Source organism: Qipengyuania sp. JB2-7, assembly GCF_055693485.1.
On sequence record NZ_CM146335.1, the window covers coordinates 894,269 to 909,368 of the forward strand.

The following is a 15,100-nucleotide window of genomic DNA, read 5'->3' on the forward strand; positions in this document are numbered from 1 at the left end:
ACTGGCAATGCGGCTTCCGAACAAGAATGACGGCGATACCGTCGCCAACGACAGCGATCCGCGTGATACGGCAGAGGCGGAGGTTATCGATCTCGCGCAGCGCAATACCTATCCAGCGGTTACGCAGAAACGTGGCAAGGCCGACGGGCTCGGCATGGTGGCTGGAATCGCGCTCGTCGCTGGGCTTGGTCTGGTCACGCTTTGGGGCATGAATTCTGCACGTCTGGCACCCGATGAGAGTGCTGGCACTCAGGCAACTCAAGTTCCTGCGCCACAACCTGCCGTTCAGCCGGCGCCACAGAACCAGCCACAAGCGGTCAATGCGCCCGCGCCAAGATTGGTTGATCCGGCACCGCGACCCGTTTTGGCGAATGCGCCACGCACCAGTGTGGGACCTGCGACTAACCCGTATTCCAGCCCTACTGTCGTGTTTGATACTGGCGGTGCCGTTGTCGAAGCCGCGGTGCCCGGTACCCCTGCAATGGCTGCGGCTACTGCCAGCACCGGCAACTCTTCAACTGACTTTGCGGCCCGGATTGGCGGGGTCGGCGGTGCACCCGCGACCGCGCAGCCGATGACCAATCCATCGACCACAGTCACTCAAGGTACGCTGATCCCTGCTATCCTAGAGACTGCAATTGACACCAACGTACCCGGCTTTGTTCGCGCGGTGGTGAGCCAGGATGTGCGCAGCTTCGACGGCAGCCGAGTGCTTGTCCCGCGTTCTAGCCGCTTGATCGGCCAGTATCAGTCGGGTTTGCAGGGTGGTCAGCGCCGTGCTTACGTGATCTGGCAGCGTCTGATCCGCCCGGATGGCGCGTCGGTAAACCTTGCATCCCCAGCGATCAGTTTTGACGGCACAACCGGGCTTGAAGGCGAGGTTCAATCGAACTTCTTCAAACGCTTCGGTTCAGCCATGCTGTTATCCGTCGTTGGTGGGCTTGGCGCGTTGGCGTCTGGCGGTACGTCTGCGGTGCTTATCGGCGGGGCGGGTCAGTCCGCTGCCGCTGCTGCTGCGCAGCAGGATGGCCAGATTGGCCCGACCGTACGCGTGCGTCAGGGTGAGCCAATCCGTATTTTTACTGCGCGCGATCTCGACTTCTCGTCAGTCAACTGAACAGAAGACGGAACGCCATGACCGCAGAAATTCATCCACTTCAGCCTGAAGGCCCCGGGCCGGAGCATGCGATCGGCGCCGACCACACCGCGCCCGCGATCATCGATGGCGAGCGTAGCGTTTATCTCGACGCCTATCTTGCGCCATTTCGCGAGTGGCTTGAGCGTGACACCGTAACGGAGATCATCGTCAATCGTCCGGGCGAGGTCTGGGTCGAGGACGCACAGGCACCCGGCATGCAGAAGATCTTGCGGCCTGAAATTGATGATCGGCTGATCCAACGTCTGGCTGAGCAGGTTGCGCGTGTTTCCCACCAAGGGATCAATCGCGAACACCCGCTGCTAGGTGCCACATTGCCCGATGGCGCACGTATTCAGTTTTGCGGACCACCCGCTGCGCGCAAGCATTGGGCGCTCGCCATCCGTCGCCACCGGCGACTCGATCTGCCGCTTGATGCCTATGATTGTGGGCCACTGGTTAAAGCCGAACCGGGCGCGATGCCTGACCCTCAGGAACAGCCAGTTGCGTTCCTGCGCGAGGCGATCAAGCAGCGTCGCACAATCCTTGTCTCCGGCGGTACGAGCACGGGTAAGACGACGTTCCTAAATGCCATGCTCGGCGAGATACCACCGCAAGAGCGCGTGGTTCTGGTCGAAGATACTCCTGAGCTCAAGCTACCCGGCGAGAATGGCGTTGGCCTGGTCGCGGTTAAGGGCGAGCTGGGCGAAGCGAAAGTGACGGCAAATGAGCTGTTGCAAGCGGCGCTTCGCCTGCGGCCTGATCGTATCGTTCTTGGCGAGCTGCGCGGTGCAGAAAGCGTTTCCTTCCTGCGCGCTATCAACACTGGCCATCCGGGCAGCTTTTCCACCATTCACGCCAACTCATTGAACGGCGCGCTTGAGCAGCTTTCTTTGATGGTTATGCAAACAGGCATTGGCCTGACGCGTAGTGACACCATTGCCTATGCGGCGAGTGTGATTGACGTACTGGTGCAACTTGGCCGCGATGGTGAGGGCAAGCGCGGGATCACCCAAATCGCGCAGAGTGCTGATCTGCTTGATGCGTAACAAGGCCCGCTATTTCTCGCTCGTAAATGGCGAGAAGTTCGTATCGGTATCGAAAATCTCCACGCCTTCGCGCCGCTTTAGGAAGCCGATTACCTGATAGGTAACCGGCGTTAGCAAAGCCTCCCACGCGACTTTCAGCAGCCAGTTAGTGATCATGACGGTGATGACCGCCTCGGTCGTCCAGATGCCGTAAAATGCGATGGGGTAGAAAATCAGGCTGTCGACGCCTTGACCCACGACAGTTGAACCGATCGTGCGGGTCCACAGCGCTTTCCCCTGCGTCCAGACCTTCATGCGCGCCATTACATAGGAATTGACGAACTCGCCGGCCCAGAAGGCCACGATGGAGGCAAGGACGATCCGCCATGTGCTGCCGAAAACAGATTCGTAGGTTTGTTGACATATGGAGCCGGGCACCGAGTCTGGATTGTCCCGCATCTCCAACGCGCCGCTACCTGCGCATTCCCATCCATCAAAAGCAGGGAGACTGACCACCACCCAGCTCATAAAGGCGAGGAAGATCATCGCCGCAAAGCCCGTCCAGATAACGCGGCGTGCTTTAGCGAAGCCGTATATTTCGGTGAGGACGTCGCCGATCACGTATCCCAGTGGGAAGAACAGTATACCTGCGCCGTAAATGAACACGCCATCGGGCGCCGGCCACCAGCCACTGGGCCACCATGACACCTCAACAAAGGTCAGTTTGGCCGCGCCGATAATGTTCGACAGCAGCAGGATTGCGACGAAACTGGCCATCACAAGGTCGTAATATTTGAATTGCGGCTGTGATGATCCAGCCGGTGACGAATTTTCCATGGGAAGGCCGCTTATATTGAATTTGCGCTTTGGCAAAGCCGCGCTATTGGCAGCCAGTCGCGACGATATTTGTTTTTGGCGACGCGCGCCCGTAGCTCATCTGGATAGAGCGCGAGACTTCTAATCTTGAGGCAGCAGGTTCGAGTCCTGCCGGGCGCGCCAGACATATCAGATCCCAAGTGGGGGTTTGATATGTCTGATGTGGGTGGTGGGCTCGAACCGTTAAAGGTTCGGAATCGGAGCGCCGCAGGCGCGGAGATGAACGAGACGCCAAGTGTCGAGGACAGTCCTGCCGGGCGCGCCAATTCACCCCCGCTGCACGCTCTCCAGCAATTCCGCCGTGATCGGATATCCTGCATCTTCCATAATGCGCAACATGGGCTGCCCACCGCTGGTATCAATGCGGGGTACGATGGTCTTGACCGGAATCGCATCCGCTTGGGCTTTGGCCTCGGAGAAGTTCGCAAACTGCGCGAGCCGTTCCAGATTGCGGCGTGTGGGGAAGATCAGCTTGATCTCGCCATCAGCAGCCATGTCTAGCGCGCCCTGCGCACTAACCCAGAACAGGCGCGTGTTTTCGGACAAGTCGGCGGCAATATCGACTTCGCCGGTGCCCAGATCAGCCAAGTAGAACCGCGTGTCATAGACGCGCGGAATGTCTTCGTTCTTGGGAAACCAGCGCGCAAAGGGCGTGAGCTGAGCAAGGTCAAGCGACCAGCCAAACGCGTCGAGCGTCGCAGCAAGTGTCTTGTGTTCGAGCAAGTGCGCTCTAGCGGCGCTGGCACTATCTGCGGTGATGTCACCCATGAGACCGATCGCGAGCCCCGTTTCCTCGAGCGTTTCGCGGATCGCGGCGATCTGGTTCGCCACCTCTTCCACGCCATCAACCCCGTCTTGCTTGCGCGCCAAGTCAAAGTCCGCATTATCGACCCGGCCACCGGGGAACACCGCCATGCCGCCCGCAAACACCATATTGCGTGATCGGATCGTCATCAGGATTTCGGGTGGCTGACCTGCGGGGCCATTGCGGAAGATAACGACGGTTGCGGCGGGGATGCCTTCGGCCGTGCTTGATGCAGTTTCGCTCATGGGGTGACTGTGGCTGCACCGGCCAGATTCGACAAGCGTGTCGGGAAAATTGACAAATCAGCATCGGCGCAAGTTTGCGTTAACTATCGTGATCCGCAGAAATCCAGTCTTTCGTATTTTTGGCACGGTGGCTGCATAGTATGCGGCATAACACATGGTCTTCGATTAAGGGGTGAGACCACCCGGTCTCCCGGTCTCACCTCCCCGACCTAGAATTGGATCATACCCGTGATCCAAACATGACAAAGGCCCATCCGAAATTGCCCCCTCGGATGGGCCTTTATTGTTTCTGAATTAGATATGATTGTCTCTAAACTAGATATGATCTTCTCGCCCGGGCGGGATTAGCTCTCAGCTTTGGTGACCTGCTTTTCAGTCATCATCTGCTGCAATTCGCCAGCCTCAAACATTTCCATCATGATGTCGCTGCCGCCGACAAATTCGCCCTTTACATAAAGCTGAGGAATTGTGGGCCAATCGGAATATTCTTTAATACCCTGACGCACTTCTGGGTCTTGTAAAACATCCACGCCGTCATAGGCCACGCCGCAATGGTCGAGTATCGCCACCGCCCGGCTGGAAAAGCCGCATTGCGGGAAGAGCGGCGTACCCTTCATGAACAAAACTACGTCATTGTCGCCAACGATTGAGGAAATGCGAGAATTGATGTCGGACATTGTGCCGATCCTTCTGTCGAACTGTGTTTCTGCTATGATGCTGAGGTGGGAATTGCCGTGGTGAGTTGCAAGGCGTGTAGCTCTCCGCCCATGCGTCCACCCAATGCCTCATACACCATCTTATGCTGCTGAACGCGGGATTTCCCCGCAAACTGTGGCGCAGTGACCTTTGCGGCCCAGTGATCGTTGTCACCGGCAAGATCAGTCATTTCGACCACCGCGCCAGGCAGCGCTTCGGCAATCATGCGTTTTATATCAGAGCCAGTCATGGGCATCGCTTGGCGTCCTTCAGCTTTCGCTCATGAACTGGCGTTTCGCCTCGATTGTCATTTCTTCCAGCTTGGCACGGATGTCGGATTCTGACACGTCGCACTCCGCCGCCGTGAGGTCGCCGAGCAGCTTGCGGATCACATCCTCATCGCCCGCTTCTTCAAAGTCGGCCTGAACGACCGCCTTCTTGTAGGCGTCGGTTTCTTCTTCGGTGAGGCTCATCAGGCCAGCGGCCCAATCACCCAGCAAACGGTTGCGACGAGCGGCCAGTTTGAAGGCGGTTTCCTCATCCATTGCGAATTTGGCTTCTTCGCCGCGCTGGCGATCTTTGAAATCGGTCATGTTGGTCCCTCAGATGTCTATCTGCCTTAGATAGGTGCGGCAGTGATGCGGGGCAATGGCCCGCAAATTGCGTTGATCCCCAAACGTGTCAGTCCATTGTCACGACAAGTTTGCCCACCGCCTGGCGATTGGCAAGCTTGGCAATGGCGTCGCCACCGCGTTCGAGCGGGAATGTCTCGGAGATTAGCGGATCGATCTTGCCCGATTTAAGCAGATCGAACAGTTCGGCAATCTGCGCCCGGAATTTCACCGGCTCACGCATGGTGAATGCTCCCCAGAACACGCCGCAAATATCGCAGGACTTCAACAGGGTGAGATTGAGCGGCATTTTCGCAATTCCGGCAGGAAAACCCACCACCAGAAAGCGGCCTTCCCATGCGATGGAGCGCAAGGCTGGCTCTGAATACTGGCCGCCGACAATGTCATAGACGATGTTTGCGCCTTCTGGCCCGCATGCGGCCTTGAATGCGTTGGCGAGCTCTTTTGATGCCGCCTTATCCATCTCACCCTTTGGATAAATGACCACTTCGTCAGCGCCTGCTGCGCGTGCAGCTTCGCCCTTTTCCTCCGATGAAACCGCCGCAACGACGCGCGCGCTATAGGCTTTGCACAGTTCGACGGCAGACAGGCCAACGCCCCCGGCTGCGCCCAGGATCAGCGCAGTGTCGCCTTCCTTGATGTGGCCACGATCTTTCAGGCCGTGAATATTGGTGCCGTATGTCATCAGGATGGAGGCCGCCTTGTCGAACGCCACACCATCGGGGATCGGGAACATGCGGTCAGCCGGCACAATCACTTTCTCGCTGAGGCCGCCATGACCAATCCCGGCCAGCACCTTGTCACCGACGGCGAAACCATCGACGCCTTCTCCGACCGCTTCGATAACGCCCGCAATGTCGCCGCCGGGTGCATAGGGACGCTCCGGCTTGAACTGATACATGTCGCGGATCATTAGCGTATCCGGGAAGTTGATTGAGCATGCCTTGACGTCAACTAACACTTGGCCCTTGCTGGGTGTGGGCACGTCGATTTCGTCAAGCGTGAGTGTCTCTGGCCCACCAACTTCGTGCGTGCGTAAAGCCTTCATGCGGTATTCTCCCCTTGTCGCCGACCCGTTGCGTTCAGGGTCTCAGGCGCTGATGTTTGGCTGAAGCCATGGCGCGCTTTGCGCTCGCTGGCTCTCATAGGCGTCGATTGCCGATCCACTGGCCAAGGTCAATCCAACCTCATCAAGGCCATTCAAGAGACAATGCTTGCGAAACGGATCAATCTCGAACGAAAAACGATCCTGAAATGGTGTAGTGACGGTCTGCGTGTCGAGATCGACAGTGATTTGATCGGTCTGCGCGACTTCCATCAGGCGATCAATCTGCTCCTGAGGCAGGCAGACGGTCAAGATACCGTTCTTGAAAGCATTGCCTGAGAAAATGTCGGAGAAACTAGGCGCAATCACCACGCGAATGCCCATATCGAGCAACGCCCAGGCGGCATGTTCGCGGCTGGATCCACATCCGAAATTGTCACCCGCGATCAGTATTTGGGAGCCAGCAAATTTCGGATCATCAAAGATATTATCGGGGTCTTGGCGAAGGCTTTCAAAGGCGCCTTTGTCGAGCCCCTCGCGGGTAATTGTCTTGAGCCATTCAGCTGAAATGATGACATCTGTGTCGATATTCTTTGCGCCAAAGGGGATGGCGGTGCTGTCAATCTGGCTGAGAGTTTGCATGTAAGTGAGGCTCTAGTCGGTTTCAGGATTTTCGCCGGACGGAACGGTAGGAAGTTTAGCGTTCCCGTCGGCTTTTTTCTTGCGCTTGCCCGCATAGAGAAGAGCAGCAGCGATAGCAGCAGAGCCGATTGCAGCGGCACCAATGGCGGCTTTACCACCACGTGATTTGGGGAGTTTTTTGGTCATGATATTTCAATGGGACTCATAACGCCGAGACGCAAGGGGGAGAAAGGCCCGAATCGTGCAAGAGTCGGGATCAAAGGAATACATCTTTACCGAGTTTACCGGGTTCCCGGCGGTGAGCCGCTTCGCCCTTTCCAAACCATTCTCTGCCATTGAGGGTACGCGCCTCTATTCCATCCAATTCGCTTGGCTCAAAAATACGCATATTCACGCCTATACGGTCGCCCGGATAGTTTTCGGTCAGGGTCCAATGGGTCGTGGTACTGCATTTCGGGCAGAAACGGATATCCACCGCAGGCTTGTGATAGTCAGCCCGACGATAACCCTGCGTCTCGCCGGAAACCTTGACCTGATTGTCGACAAAATAACCCCAGGCTCCGCCCACCTTCAGGCACAAAGAGCAATCGCACAGATTCACGTATTCCGGCTTTGTGGTTAGGCTCACGCTCACCGCGCCGCAATGGCAGGTCGCGTTCATCACATCAGTTCTCTCACGTCGGTGAGTTTGCCAGTCACCGCGGCGGCGGCAGCCATGGCTGGGCTGACCAGGTGTGTGCGGGCACCCGGGCCTTGGCGCCCGACGAAATTGCGGTTGGAGGTGGAGGCGCAACGCTCGCCTGGCGGCACTTTGTCGGGGTTCATACCCAGACATGCAGAACAACCGGGTTCACGCCACTCAAAACCCGCGTTGGTGAAAACCGTATGCAGTCCTTCGTCTTCGGCCTGCATTTTGACGAGGCCAGAGCCGGGGACGACGATAGCCCAGCGGACATTGTCGGCTTTCTTGCGCCCGCGCAGAACCTCTGCTGCGGCGCGCAGATCTTCGATCCGGCTGTTGGTGCAGCTGCCAATAAAAATGTTCTCGACTGGAATGTCAGTGAGGGCCTGTCCGGGTTCGAGCCCCATATAATCGAGGCTTTTGCGCGCGGCCTCTTGCTTCGAAGCATCAGCGAAGCTGGTCGGGTCCGGCACGCTCGCACCTATAGGCAGGACGTCCTCCGGACTGGTGCCCCAAGTTACCGACGGTTCAACATCAGCGGCGTTGATGACAACGGATGTGTCGAATTCTGCACCTTCATCGCTATGGAGAGTTTCCCAGTAGGCTAGCGCCTTGTCCCAAGCCTCTCCCTTGGGTGCATAGGGCCGACCCTTGAGATAATTATAGACCTTTTCATCCGGCGCGATCAGACCAGCTCTTGCACCGGCTTCAATGCTCATATTGCTGACGGTCAGGCGGCCCTCAATACTCATTTCCTCGAACACCTTGCCGCGATATTCGATCACATGACCCGTGCCCCCGGCGGCGCCAATTCGACCAATGATGTGCATGATCAGGTCTTTAGGCGTGACGCCGGAGCCAAGATTGCCCTCTACCCGAACTTCCATTGATTTTGATTGCCGCAGCAGCAGAGTCTGTGTCGCCAACACATGTTCGACCTCGCTCGTCCCGATGCCAAATGCGAGCGCGCCAATCCCGCCATGGGATGCCGTGTGGCTGTCACCGCAAACAATTGTCGTTCCGGGTAGCGAGAAACCCTGTTCAGGCCCAACCACATGAACGATCCCCTGCTGCGCAGCGTGCCGCATCAATATAGGGCACGCCAAATTCAGGCGCGTTCTTCTCAAGGGCCGCCAATTGGGCCGCGCTCTGCGGGTCTGCGATGGGAATGCGCTTGCCGTCTGCATCAACGCGCGGTGTCGTGGGCAGATTGTGATCTGGCACAGCCAATGTCAGGTCGGGCCGGCGAACCGGTCTTCCGGCCAAACGGAGCGCCTCAAATGCTTGCGGGCTTGTCACTTCGTGGACGAGGTGCCGGTCAATATAGATGATGCAGGTGCCGTCATCGCGGCGATCCACGACGTGATCATCCCAAATCTTCTGATACAAAGTGCGCGGTTTGCTTGCCATGGAGGCATCATTGCGACCTAATGGCAACAGGCGCAATGTTCTCGCACGAAAGCATTATCGGGGTCATGGAAATGAAAGCTTTTTGTGCCTAACTAACATCCATGTCAGCAAAGCCATTCGCCTTCCCGATTACTGTCTCCCCAGATGACATCGATTTTATGGGGCACGTTAACAACGCGAAGTATCTGAACTGGGTGCAGGATGCGGTTTTGGCGCATTGGAACAAGCTTGCCCCGGCAGAGGAAGTGGCCAGCAAAGCCTGGGTCGCGCTGAAACATGAAATCACGTATCGCAAGCCAGCTTTTCTCGACGATGATGTAATGGCACAAACGGTGCTGGAGCACTTCAAAGGCGCGAGAGCATTCTACACGACGGTTATTCGCCGAGGTGAAGAGGTTTTGGCAGAAGTCCAGTCAAGCTGGTGCTGCATTGATGCCGAAACGCTGCGCCCCGCGCGTATCGGCGAACACATGCGTGAGTTCTTTTTCCTGACGACGAATAGACTATATCTATCGCTATGATCGTAGTCTTAGTCGCCATTTTGATTGTGCTCGCAACCGTCGCTGCGATGGAGTGGGTCGCATGGGCGAGCCACAAATACATCATGCATGGCTTTGGTTGGGGGTGGCACCGCGATCATCATGAACCACATGACAACGCACTTGAGAAAAACGATCTGTATGGTGTTGTCGGCGCTGTAATGAGCATTTCCATGTTCGCCTGGGGCAGCCCGCTGATTGCGGGTGATGCCGCGTGGTGGCCCGCGACATTCATAGGTATTGGCATACTTATCTATGGCATTATCTACACGCTCATCCACGATGGGTTGGTGCATCAACGCTATTTCCGTTGGGTACCCAAAAGCGGTTATGCCAAGCGGCTGGTGCAGGCGCATAAACTGCATCACGCCACAGTGGGGAAAGAGGGGGCGTCAGTTTTGGATTTCTGGTGGTTTCCGACCCTGCAAGGCTCAAGGCCGAATTGAAGAAGCAGCGCGAGAATGGCGACGCCAAAATCCGCGAAAGCGCCTCATTGTGAGGTCATTTTTTGGGGGGATGCGTGAATGACTGATCCGATTAATCTTAAAGGCATGTGGGAAGGTAGCTTCAATTACTCATCCTCGCTTGATGCCGGCGAAACCGAGTTTAGAGCGCGGATCAGTGACAAAGGTGGCGAGATTTCCGGCTTGGTTGTCGAGGCTCATATTAACGAGGACCTTGAGGCGAAGGCCGAAATCGTGGGGCGACATGACGGCGTCTCAATTGCTTTCACCAAGACTTACCTCGTGGATCTGGGTTCAGAATATGCCGCGCCGGTTGAATATCAGGGCGACGTAGAGCCGAGTGGCAATCTGATTTCGGGCACATGGACATTGCCGCAATATAGCGGCGGCTTCTCCATGCGGCGTGTCACCTGACTGGCCGTGAGTAAACAATCGCCGCTATCGTAATCAGACCGATCCCGAACAGTTCTTGAAGTGAACCGACGTTGAAGGTTCGAAAGCCGCTACCGAGAATTTCGTCGGCGTGGTGAAATGAAGCGGCTCTCAAGACGATGAAAGCGCCGATAAAAGCGAAGCCGAGCAGGGCCACTCTGACGGCCTTTGCCATGCTCCGAGCTATCCACCACAGCCAGGCACCAGCGAGGACCGCAACCATGGCTAGGCCGACCACGAACACATATTGAACCTGTCGCCTTTCTGCATACCATCCACTGGCCTGCGCGTGCGTTTTACCGATCGCGGTGAGCAGCGTTTGGAGATCCAGCAGCTCATTTATGCCAAGAAACAGCATGGCGGAATCGCCAGTCGCCACACCCAGCGCTCGTTTGGATGTGAAGCAGCATATTCGCTCTTGGCAGCTCGCCAACACAGCACGGTACCGCCAAGCCATAAGCGGTAACAGTCACCCAGTCTGCAAGGTCTGCATCCGCAATGGCTTCTTGAACAAACGACATCATGCCGACCAGACAGCATTATTCATTGCGTGTGGCAATCCACGTGCCGCAAATGACCAATATTGCGATGGAGACATAAATCCACGGAGCGCCAAGGGTGAACCAGGTGAACCCGATGCCTGCTGTCATCGCGCCAATCGCCATGATCTTTGCGCGGCGCGGTATGGCTCGGCGTTCCCGCCATTCGCGCACTTGTGACCCCCAATGCGGATGGTCGAGAATTTTCTGTTCCCAAACTGGATTGCTGCGCGCGAAACAGAATACTGCCAGCAGCAGAAATGGCACCGTCGGCATGATCGGCAAAACCGCGCCGATCGCGCCCAATGCAACTGAAGTGATCCCGCCAACAAGATAGAGCGGGCGCATCTTAAGTATCGCGATCAAGCAGGTGTGGCATCGTTCGCAATCCGGCTGGCGTGTTCTTGGACCAGCGCAATCATATTGGGCACGCCTTGCGTGCGGTTTGAGGAAAGCTGATTTGATAAATCAAACGGGGTGAGCGCTTCTGCGATGTTAAGCGACGCGACCTCGCTCGCTGGCTTGTCCTGAACTGCGGCGATGACCAGTGCAACAATGCCTTTCGTGATCGCGGCATTGCTATCAGCCATAAAGTGCAGTTTCGACGTATCGCCAGTGGGGTAGACCCACACGGCGGCAGAGCAGCCGCGCACCAGAGTGGCATCGGTTTTGAGAGGATCTGGCATGGGCTCAAGGTCTCGACCCAGCTCAATCAAAAGGCGATATCGCTCATCACCTTCAAGGAATTCGTATTCTTCGGCAATATCTTGTAGGCTGCGCACGTGAGCTCCGTTCACCCTGAGCCTGTCGAAGGGTCGCACTTCTTGTGAGACCAGTTTGCTGAAAAGGACGATGCTTCGACAAGCTCAGCATGACCGGAAATAGGCAGTATGGCCTACAAATCCACCCCGCTCGCGATCGCTTCGAGCTTTTTAATCCGCTCTTTAAGGTCGGAAAGCTCAATCCGCGCGGCGCCCATTGACGATCCTTGCTCTGGATCGGCCTTGTGATGGTTGAGTTCGCGCTCTTTGAGAGCGAGCCAGCCCTGCCAGCCGCGCAGCAGCGCCGCAACCGTGACGACCAATCCGATCAGCGAAGTTGCTGCGATGATGATAGTCGGTTCAAACATTTCTTCGTGACCTTTCGTCAAATGCTCGCTTTTTGGCGGGTTGAATGCCTCTACTTTTTACTCTTCTCTTCATCGCGCAAGGCGTCGATTTCTGCTGCGATCCGTTTCGTTTCCTGGGCGTCGATGGAGTTGTTATCCGTGGCAATACGCTCCAGCACTTTGATCCGCTCTCGCAATTCCTCGATTTCGCGGCGTGCAGCGTCATCGTCCTTGGGCGGGGCGAAAACGGGATTGCCGTCTTCATCACGCGTGATGCCCATCTCTTTGTCATGCCGACGCGTGTACAATTGGACCAATCCCCAAATCGCAACAACAATGACTGCGGCTGTCCAAAAACTCACTGTACCCTCTCCCTATTTGTTGAGTTGTTTCGCAAAGCCTCAATTTCGTCGGCCAGCTCAGCGCTGCTATCCGTCGCAATCCGCTCAAGTACCCGCACTCTGTCTTCCAACGATCCAGCAGCTGACCTCGGCGCATCCGGCATGTTTGCCGTCGTATCTTTCCCCTTGCGGCGCATAATCAGCCAAGTACCCGCCGCCGTTGCAGCCACCGCGATTGCGGCAATTTGCAGGGCGTCGATCACCAGCGATGTGTCGGCGCCAAACATCAGTTAACGTCCTTGTCTTTGGTGCTGGCGCGCAGGCTCTCAATCTCGCTGGTCAGGTGATAGCCACTGTCGGTGACAATCCGCTCAACATTGCCAAGGCGATCTTTGAGCGAGCCTAGTTCTGCTCGAAGCTCTGCGTTTTCTTGCGTGAGCAGCTTAACACGCTCTTTGGCCTGATCATTGTGCGGGTGGATGGCTTTGCCCCAGCTATTTTCCAGCGGATAGCCATTCTTCATGCGTAGCCAGTTATTCAAGATCCAGCCAGCCGTGATGAAACCGACGCTTACGATGATGGCGGTTTCGCCGAAGGGGAACATCACACCTTCTCCGCGCTGTTCACATCCAGCGGCACACCGCTGTCCGTTTCAACGTCTCTAGTGTCACGTAGCGCGTCGATTTGCGTCGCAACATCATAGCCCTTGTCAGTAACGATGCGTTCGAGCACACGGACGCGATCTTCGAGCTTTTGTACCTGGCTCGCATACTGTGCGGCCCTTTCGGCGGTCGCCTGAGCGGTCGTATTGACCTGCATCGAGGCGATTTTTTCTTTGTGCTTGGCCCAGATCGCGACGATCGGGATCGATACGCCAATGATCGGGATCATGAGGGCGAGATAGCCTTCCATGTGTGCAGTCCTCCCTGAAGGTTGTGGTGTTTAGCGCAGGCGCTCAATTTCGGCGTTGAGGCGCGGATTGCTGGTGACGTAGAAGGTTTCCACTTCGGCCAGACGGCGGTCCACATCCTTCATTTTGGAGCGGATTTCGCGGGCGCTGCGCTTTGGGTTTTGCCGGACGCGCTGCCAGTACTTTTCCTCGTCCGCTTCTCTGTAAAGATGTGGCGGTTTCTTGTTCAGCAGCAGTCCGGCGATGAAATAGAGCGGAATGGTCATGCCGCTTACGGCGAAAGTCAGGAATATCAGGCCCAGGCGCACCCACAGAGTTTCGACACCTGTGTAATCAGCGATGCCCGAACAAACGCCCATTAGTTTGGCATTTTGTTTGTCGCGGTAAAGCGTAGTGCGGGGGGAATTCACTGCTTTTCTCCTTTGGTTTCGGCGAGCAGGTTCTCCAGCTCGCGCAATTGCTGATTATCGACTTCTTTGTCGTGTAAAAGGCGCGCCGGCTTGTAGTCCGGGTTGTCGCTAGCCACGAGGCGTTCGACTGTGTCCATCCGCTCATCAAGGCGCTTGGCGAGGTTATAAAGCTCTTCGAGCAGTACCTCATCATCTGTTGTGATGGTGGCGGCGGTTTTCCATTTGGTCATATAGTGCAGGATGACCCAAGGGAGGCCGATAAACAGCATTCCAACAATAAAGATGGCAATCATACCGTCAGACATTTCATCGGTCCTTCTTGCTTGTGTCGGCCTTGCCGAGTGATTTTTTCATCGCTTCCAGCTCGTCATCGATGGCATCGGCGCCTTCAAGGGCGGCAATTTCATCGGCGAGACTTGGTGCGCCGCTGCTGCCTTCAATCGACAGCGCTTCGGCGGCGCCTTCCGCGTAATCGACGCGGCGCTCCAACTGGTCAAAGCGGCTGACGGCTTCGTCTGTACGCTCTGTGCTCATCACGGTGCGCAGCTTGACGCGGTTTTCTGCGCTTTCGAGCCGCGCCGCGATGGCGGTCTGGCGACTACGTGCCTCGCGCAGACGGTTTTGCAGCTTGGCGATGTCCTGCTCATAAGCGCGCAGCGCATCATCGAGAACGGCAATCTCTTGCTTGAGCTGGTCCGACATATCGGCTGCCTTCTTGCGCTCAACCAGAGCGGCACGGGCCAGATCTTCGCGATCCTTGGACAAAGCCAGTTCAGCTTTCTCGCCCCAGTCAGCTTGAAGTTTATCCAGCTTGACCGTGTGGCGATGCATTTCTTTCTGATCAGCGATTGTGCGGGCCGCGCTGGCGCGGACCTCAACCAGTGTTTCCTCCATTTCGAGGATGATCATCCGGATCATTTTGGTCGGATCGTCCGCCTTATCCAGCATGTCATTGAAATTGGCGGCGATGATATCGCGAGTACGGCTGAAAATTCCCATCAAGGGTGCTCCATTGGAAAAGAAATCGGCGACTTGATCGAGTGGGTCGCGTGCTTGTCCCGATGATCGTGTCGGTGTTGGTGACTGACGCATACGTTCCACTTCTAGATCTACACGTGACAGACGCGGGCCTTCTTTGCGAGTCTGTTTCGATGTCTCATT

At 56.5% G+C, this 15,100-nt stretch carries 24 protein-coding genes, 1 tRNA gene and 2 pseudogenes; 6 read left to right on the forward strand and 21 right to left on the reverse strand.

Going from position 1 to position 15,100, the window contains the following annotated elements; all coding sequences use genetic code 11:
* Window positions 1-7 precede the first annotated feature (7 nt).
* Both ACZ1GM_RS04345 and virB11 read left to right on the forward strand, forming a co-directional pair.
* Entirely contained in the window at window positions 8-1,117 is a 1,110-nt protein-coding gene (locus ACZ1GM_RS04345; RefSeq protein WP_472677920.1) for a TrbI/VirB10 family protein, read from the forward strand.
* A 17-nt stretch (window positions 1,118-1,134) separates the two neighbouring features.
* Window positions 1,135-2,184 (forward strand): P-type DNA transfer ATPase VirB11, encoded by a 1,050-nt coding sequence (gene virB11 / locus ACZ1GM_RS04350; RefSeq protein WP_472677921.1) that lies wholly within the window; start codon window positions 1,135-1,137, stop codon window positions 2,182-2,184.
* A 9-nt stretch (window positions 2,185-2,193) separates the two neighbouring features.
* Here virB11 and ACZ1GM_RS04355 read toward each other — a convergent pair whose 3' ends face one another.
* Window positions 2,194-3,000, reverse strand: coding sequence for a queuosine precursor transporter (locus tag ACZ1GM_RS04355; protein ID WP_472677922.1), 807 nt, complete (start codon window positions 2,998-3,000; stop codon window positions 2,194-2,196).
* An 85-nt stretch (window positions 3,001-3,085) separates the two neighbouring features.
* Between ACZ1GM_RS04355 and ACZ1GM_RS04360 the strand changes: the two genes are divergently transcribed.
* Window positions 3,086-3,162, forward strand: a tRNA-Arg gene (locus ACZ1GM_RS04360).
* 144 nt (window positions 3,163-3,306) lie between these two features.
* Here ACZ1GM_RS04360 and ACZ1GM_RS04365 read toward each other — a convergent pair.
* From ACZ1GM_RS04365 to leuC, 9 genes and pseudogenes are all read right to left on the reverse strand, one after another.
* Window positions 3,307-4,089: an NUDIX hydrolase gene (locus tag ACZ1GM_RS04365; RefSeq protein WP_472677923.1), complete on the reverse strand. Its 783-nt coding sequence runs from the start codon at window positions 4,087-4,089 to the stop codon at window positions 3,307-3,309.
* A 344-nt stretch (window positions 4,090-4,433) separates the two neighbouring features.
* Window positions 4,434-4,766 carry a Grx4 family monothiol glutaredoxin gene (gene grxD / locus ACZ1GM_RS04370; protein ID WP_472677924.1) on the reverse strand — a complete coding sequence of 111 codons (333 nt, stop codon included), beginning with the start codon at window positions 4,764-4,766 and terminating at the stop codon, window positions 4,434-4,436.
* A gap of 32 nt (window positions 4,767-4,798) precedes the next feature.
* Entirely contained in the window at window positions 4,799-5,041 is a 243-nt protein-coding gene (locus tag ACZ1GM_RS04375; protein ID WP_472677925.1) for a BolA/IbaG family iron-sulfur metabolism protein, read from the reverse strand.
* Window positions 5,042-5,054: 13 nt separating this feature from the next.
* Window positions 5,055-5,378, reverse strand: coding sequence for a DUF1476 domain-containing protein (locus ACZ1GM_RS04380; RefSeq protein ID WP_472677926.1), 324 nt, complete (start codon window positions 5,376-5,378; stop codon window positions 5,055-5,057).
* Window positions 5,379-5,466: 88 nt separating this feature from the next.
* Complete coding sequence (locus ACZ1GM_RS04385; protein WP_472677927.1) at window positions 5,467-6,465, reverse strand: NADPH:quinone oxidoreductase family protein; 999 nt, start codon at window positions 6,463-6,465, stop codon at window positions 5,467-5,469.
* Window positions 6,466-6,507: 42 nt separating this feature from the next.
* Window positions 6,508-7,104: a 3-isopropylmalate dehydratase small subunit gene (leuD, locus tag ACZ1GM_RS04390; RefSeq protein ID WP_472677928.1), complete on the reverse strand. Its 597-nt coding sequence runs from the start codon at window positions 7,102-7,104 to the stop codon at window positions 6,508-6,510.
* A 12-nt stretch (window positions 7,105-7,116) separates the two neighbouring features.
* A complete protein-coding gene (locus ACZ1GM_RS04395; RefSeq protein ID WP_472677929.1) occupies window positions 7,117-7,290 on the reverse strand; it encodes a hypothetical protein in 174 nt (57 codons plus the stop codon).
* 70 nt (window positions 7,291-7,360) lie between these two features.
* Window positions 7,361-7,765, reverse strand: coding sequence for a GFA family protein (locus ACZ1GM_RS04400; protein ID WP_472678501.1), 405 nt, complete (start codon window positions 7,763-7,765; stop codon window positions 7,361-7,363).
* Window positions 7,765-9,196 (reverse strand): annotated as a pseudogene (leuC, locus tag ACZ1GM_RS04405) (3-isopropylmalate dehydratase large subunit). Before leuC ends, ACZ1GM_RS04400 begins: the two are co-directional and overlap by 1 nt.
* Before the next feature lie 101 nt (window positions 9,197-9,297).
* Here leuC and ACZ1GM_RS04410 point away from each other — a divergent pair.
* The 3 genes and pseudogenes from ACZ1GM_RS04410 (at window position 9,298) to ACZ1GM_RS04420 (ending at window position 10,613) form a co-directional block, all read left to right on the forward strand.
* Window positions 9,298-9,717 (forward strand): acyl-CoA thioesterase, encoded by a 420-nt coding sequence (locus ACZ1GM_RS04410; RefSeq protein ID WP_472677930.1) that lies wholly within the window; start codon window positions 9,298-9,300, stop codon window positions 9,715-9,717.
* Window positions 9,714-10,234 (forward strand): annotated as a pseudogene (locus tag ACZ1GM_RS04415) (sterol desaturase family protein). Before ACZ1GM_RS04410 ends, ACZ1GM_RS04415 begins: the two are co-directional and overlap by 4 nt.
* Window positions 10,235-10,259: 25 nt before the next feature.
* A complete protein-coding gene (locus ACZ1GM_RS04420) occupies window positions 10,260-10,613 on the forward strand; it encodes a hypothetical protein (RefSeq protein WP_472677931.1) in 354 nt (117 codons plus the stop codon).
* On the opposite strand, the gene ACZ1GM_RS04425 is transcribed toward ACZ1GM_RS04420, so the two are convergent.
* The 11 genes from ACZ1GM_RS04425 to pspA all read right to left on the reverse strand — a co-directional run bounded on the left by ACZ1GM_RS04425 (window position 10,606) and on the right by pspA (window position 15,031).
* Window positions 10,606-11,010, reverse strand: a complete 405-nt coding sequence (locus tag ACZ1GM_RS04425) for a hypothetical protein (RefSeq protein WP_472677932.1) — start codon at window positions 11,008-11,010, stop codon at window positions 10,606-10,608. The genes ACZ1GM_RS04420 and ACZ1GM_RS04425 overlap by 8 nt on opposite strands.
* Before the next feature lie 160 nt (window positions 11,011-11,170).
* Window positions 11,171-11,536 (reverse strand): YbaN family protein, encoded by a 366-nt coding sequence (locus ACZ1GM_RS04430; RefSeq protein WP_472677933.1) that lies wholly within the window; start codon window positions 11,534-11,536, stop codon window positions 11,171-11,173.
* Window positions 11,533-11,952, reverse strand: a complete 420-nt coding sequence (locus ACZ1GM_RS04435; RefSeq protein WP_472677934.1) for a SufE family protein — start codon at window positions 11,950-11,952, stop codon at window positions 11,533-11,535. The genes ACZ1GM_RS04430 and ACZ1GM_RS04435 overlap by 4 nt, the downstream gene beginning before the upstream one ends.
* A 113-nt stretch (window positions 11,953-12,065) precedes the next feature.
* Window positions 12,066-12,299, reverse strand: a complete 234-nt coding sequence (locus ACZ1GM_RS04440; protein ID WP_472677935.1) for a hypothetical protein — start codon at window positions 12,297-12,299, stop codon at window positions 12,066-12,068.
* Window positions 12,300-12,349: 50 nt separating this feature from the next.
* The gene (locus ACZ1GM_RS04445; RefSeq protein ID WP_472677936.1) at window positions 12,350-12,640 is read right to left on the reverse strand and encodes a hypothetical protein; all 291 of its coding nucleotides are present in this window, start codon (window positions 12,638-12,640) and stop codon (window positions 12,350-12,352) included.
* A complete protein-coding gene (locus ACZ1GM_RS04450; RefSeq protein WP_472677937.1) occupies window positions 12,637-12,906 on the reverse strand; it encodes a hypothetical protein in 270 nt (89 codons plus the stop codon). Before ACZ1GM_RS04450 ends, ACZ1GM_RS04445 begins: the two co-directional genes overlap by 4 nt.
* Entirely contained in the window at window positions 12,906-13,223 is a 318-nt protein-coding gene (locus tag ACZ1GM_RS04455; protein ID WP_472677938.1) for a hypothetical protein, read from the reverse strand. Before ACZ1GM_RS04455 ends, ACZ1GM_RS04450 begins: the two co-directional genes overlap by 1 nt.
* A complete protein-coding gene (locus ACZ1GM_RS04460; RefSeq protein WP_472677939.1) occupies window positions 13,223-13,531 on the reverse strand; it encodes a hypothetical protein in 309 nt (102 codons plus the stop codon). Before ACZ1GM_RS04460 ends, ACZ1GM_RS04455 begins: the two co-directional genes overlap by 1 nt.
* Before the next feature lie 30 nt (window positions 13,532-13,561).
* On the reverse strand, window positions 13,562-13,939 hold the full coding sequence (gene pspC, locus ACZ1GM_RS04465) for an envelope stress response membrane protein PspC (RefSeq protein WP_472677940.1): 378 nt from the start codon (window positions 13,937-13,939) through the stop codon (window positions 13,562-13,564).
* Entirely contained in the window at window positions 13,936-14,244 is a 309-nt protein-coding gene (gene pspB, locus ACZ1GM_RS04470) for an envelope stress response membrane protein PspB (RefSeq protein ID WP_472677941.1), read from the reverse strand. Before pspB ends, pspC begins: the two co-directional genes overlap by 4 nt.
* Before the next feature lies 1 nt (window position 14,245).
* Entirely contained in the window at window positions 14,246-15,031 is a 786-nt protein-coding gene (gene pspA, locus ACZ1GM_RS04475; protein WP_472677942.1) for a phage shock protein PspA, read from the reverse strand.
* Window positions 15,032-15,100 lie beyond the last annotated feature (69 nt).

What these genes read in the sequence shown, in the direction of transcription:
- ACZ1GM_RS04345 (WP_472677920.1), top strand. Translation starts at nt 8, where the DNA reads ATGCGGCTTCCGAACAAGAATGACGGCGATACCGTCGCCAACGACAGC.
- virB11 (WP_472677921.1), top strand. Translation starts at nt 1,135, where the DNA reads ATGACCGCAGAAATTCATCCACTTCAGCCTGAAGGCCCCGGGCCGGAG.
- ACZ1GM_RS04355 (WP_472677922.1), bottom strand. Translation starts at nt 3,000, where the DNA reads ATGGAAAATTCGTCACCGGCTGGATCATCACAGCCGCAATTCAAATAT.
- ACZ1GM_RS04365 (WP_472677923.1), bottom strand. Translation starts at nt 4,089, where the DNA reads ATGAGCGAAACTGCATCAAGCACGGCCGAAGGCATCCCCGCCGCAACC.
- grxD (WP_472677924.1), bottom strand. Translation starts at nt 4,766, where the DNA reads ATGTCCGACATCAATTCTCGCATTTCCTCAATCGTTGGCGACAATGAC.
- ACZ1GM_RS04375 (WP_472677925.1), bottom strand. Translation starts at nt 5,041, where the DNA reads ATGCCCATGACTGGCTCTGATATAAAACGCATGATTGCCGAAGCGCTG.
- ACZ1GM_RS04380 (WP_472677926.1), bottom strand. Translation starts at nt 5,378, where the DNA reads ATGACCGATTTCAAAGATCGCCAGCGCGGCGAAGAAGCCAAATTCGCA.
- ACZ1GM_RS04385 (WP_472677927.1), bottom strand. Translation starts at nt 6,465, where the DNA reads ATGAAGGCTTTACGCACGCACGAAGTTGGTGGGCCAGAGACACTCACG.
- leuD (WP_472677928.1), bottom strand. Translation starts at nt 7,104, where the DNA reads ATGCAAACTCTCAGCCAGATTGACAGCACCGCCATCCCCTTTGGCGCA.
- ACZ1GM_RS04395 (WP_472677929.1), bottom strand. Translation starts at nt 7,290, where the DNA reads ATGACCAAAAAACTCCCCAAATCACGTGGTGGTAAAGCCGCCATTGGT.
- ACZ1GM_RS04400 (WP_472678501.1), bottom strand. Translation starts at nt 7,765, where the DNA reads ATGAACGCGACCTGCCATTGCGGCGCGGTGAGCGTGAGCCTAACCACA.
- ACZ1GM_RS04410 (WP_472677930.1), top strand. Translation starts at nt 9,298, where the DNA reads ATGTCAGCAAAGCCATTCGCCTTCCCGATTACTGTCTCCCCAGATGAC.
- ACZ1GM_RS04420 (WP_472677931.1), top strand. Translation starts at nt 10,260, where the DNA reads ATGACTGATCCGATTAATCTTAAAGGCATGTGGGAAGGTAGCTTCAAT.
- ACZ1GM_RS04440 (WP_472677935.1), bottom strand. Translation starts at nt 12,299, where the DNA reads ATGTTTGAACCGACTATCATCATCGCAGCAACTTCGCTGATCGGATTG.
- ACZ1GM_RS04450 (WP_472677937.1), bottom strand. Translation starts at nt 12,906, where the DNA reads ATGTTTGGCGCCGACACATCGCTGGTGATCGACGCCCTGCAAATTGCC.
- ACZ1GM_RS04455 (WP_472677938.1), bottom strand. Translation starts at nt 13,223, where the DNA reads ATGTTCCCCTTCGGCGAAACCGCCATCATCGTAAGCGTCGGTTTCATC.
- ACZ1GM_RS04460 (WP_472677939.1), bottom strand. Translation starts at nt 13,531, where the DNA reads ATGGAAGGCTATCTCGCCCTCATGATCCCGATCATTGGCGTATCGATC.
- pspB (WP_472677941.1), bottom strand. Translation starts at nt 14,244, where the DNA reads ATGTCTGACGGTATGATTGCCATCTTTATTGTTGGAATGCTGTTTATC.
- pspA (WP_472677942.1), bottom strand. Translation starts at nt 15,031, where the DNA reads ATGCGTCAGTCACCAACACCGACACGATCATCGGGACAAGCACGCGAC.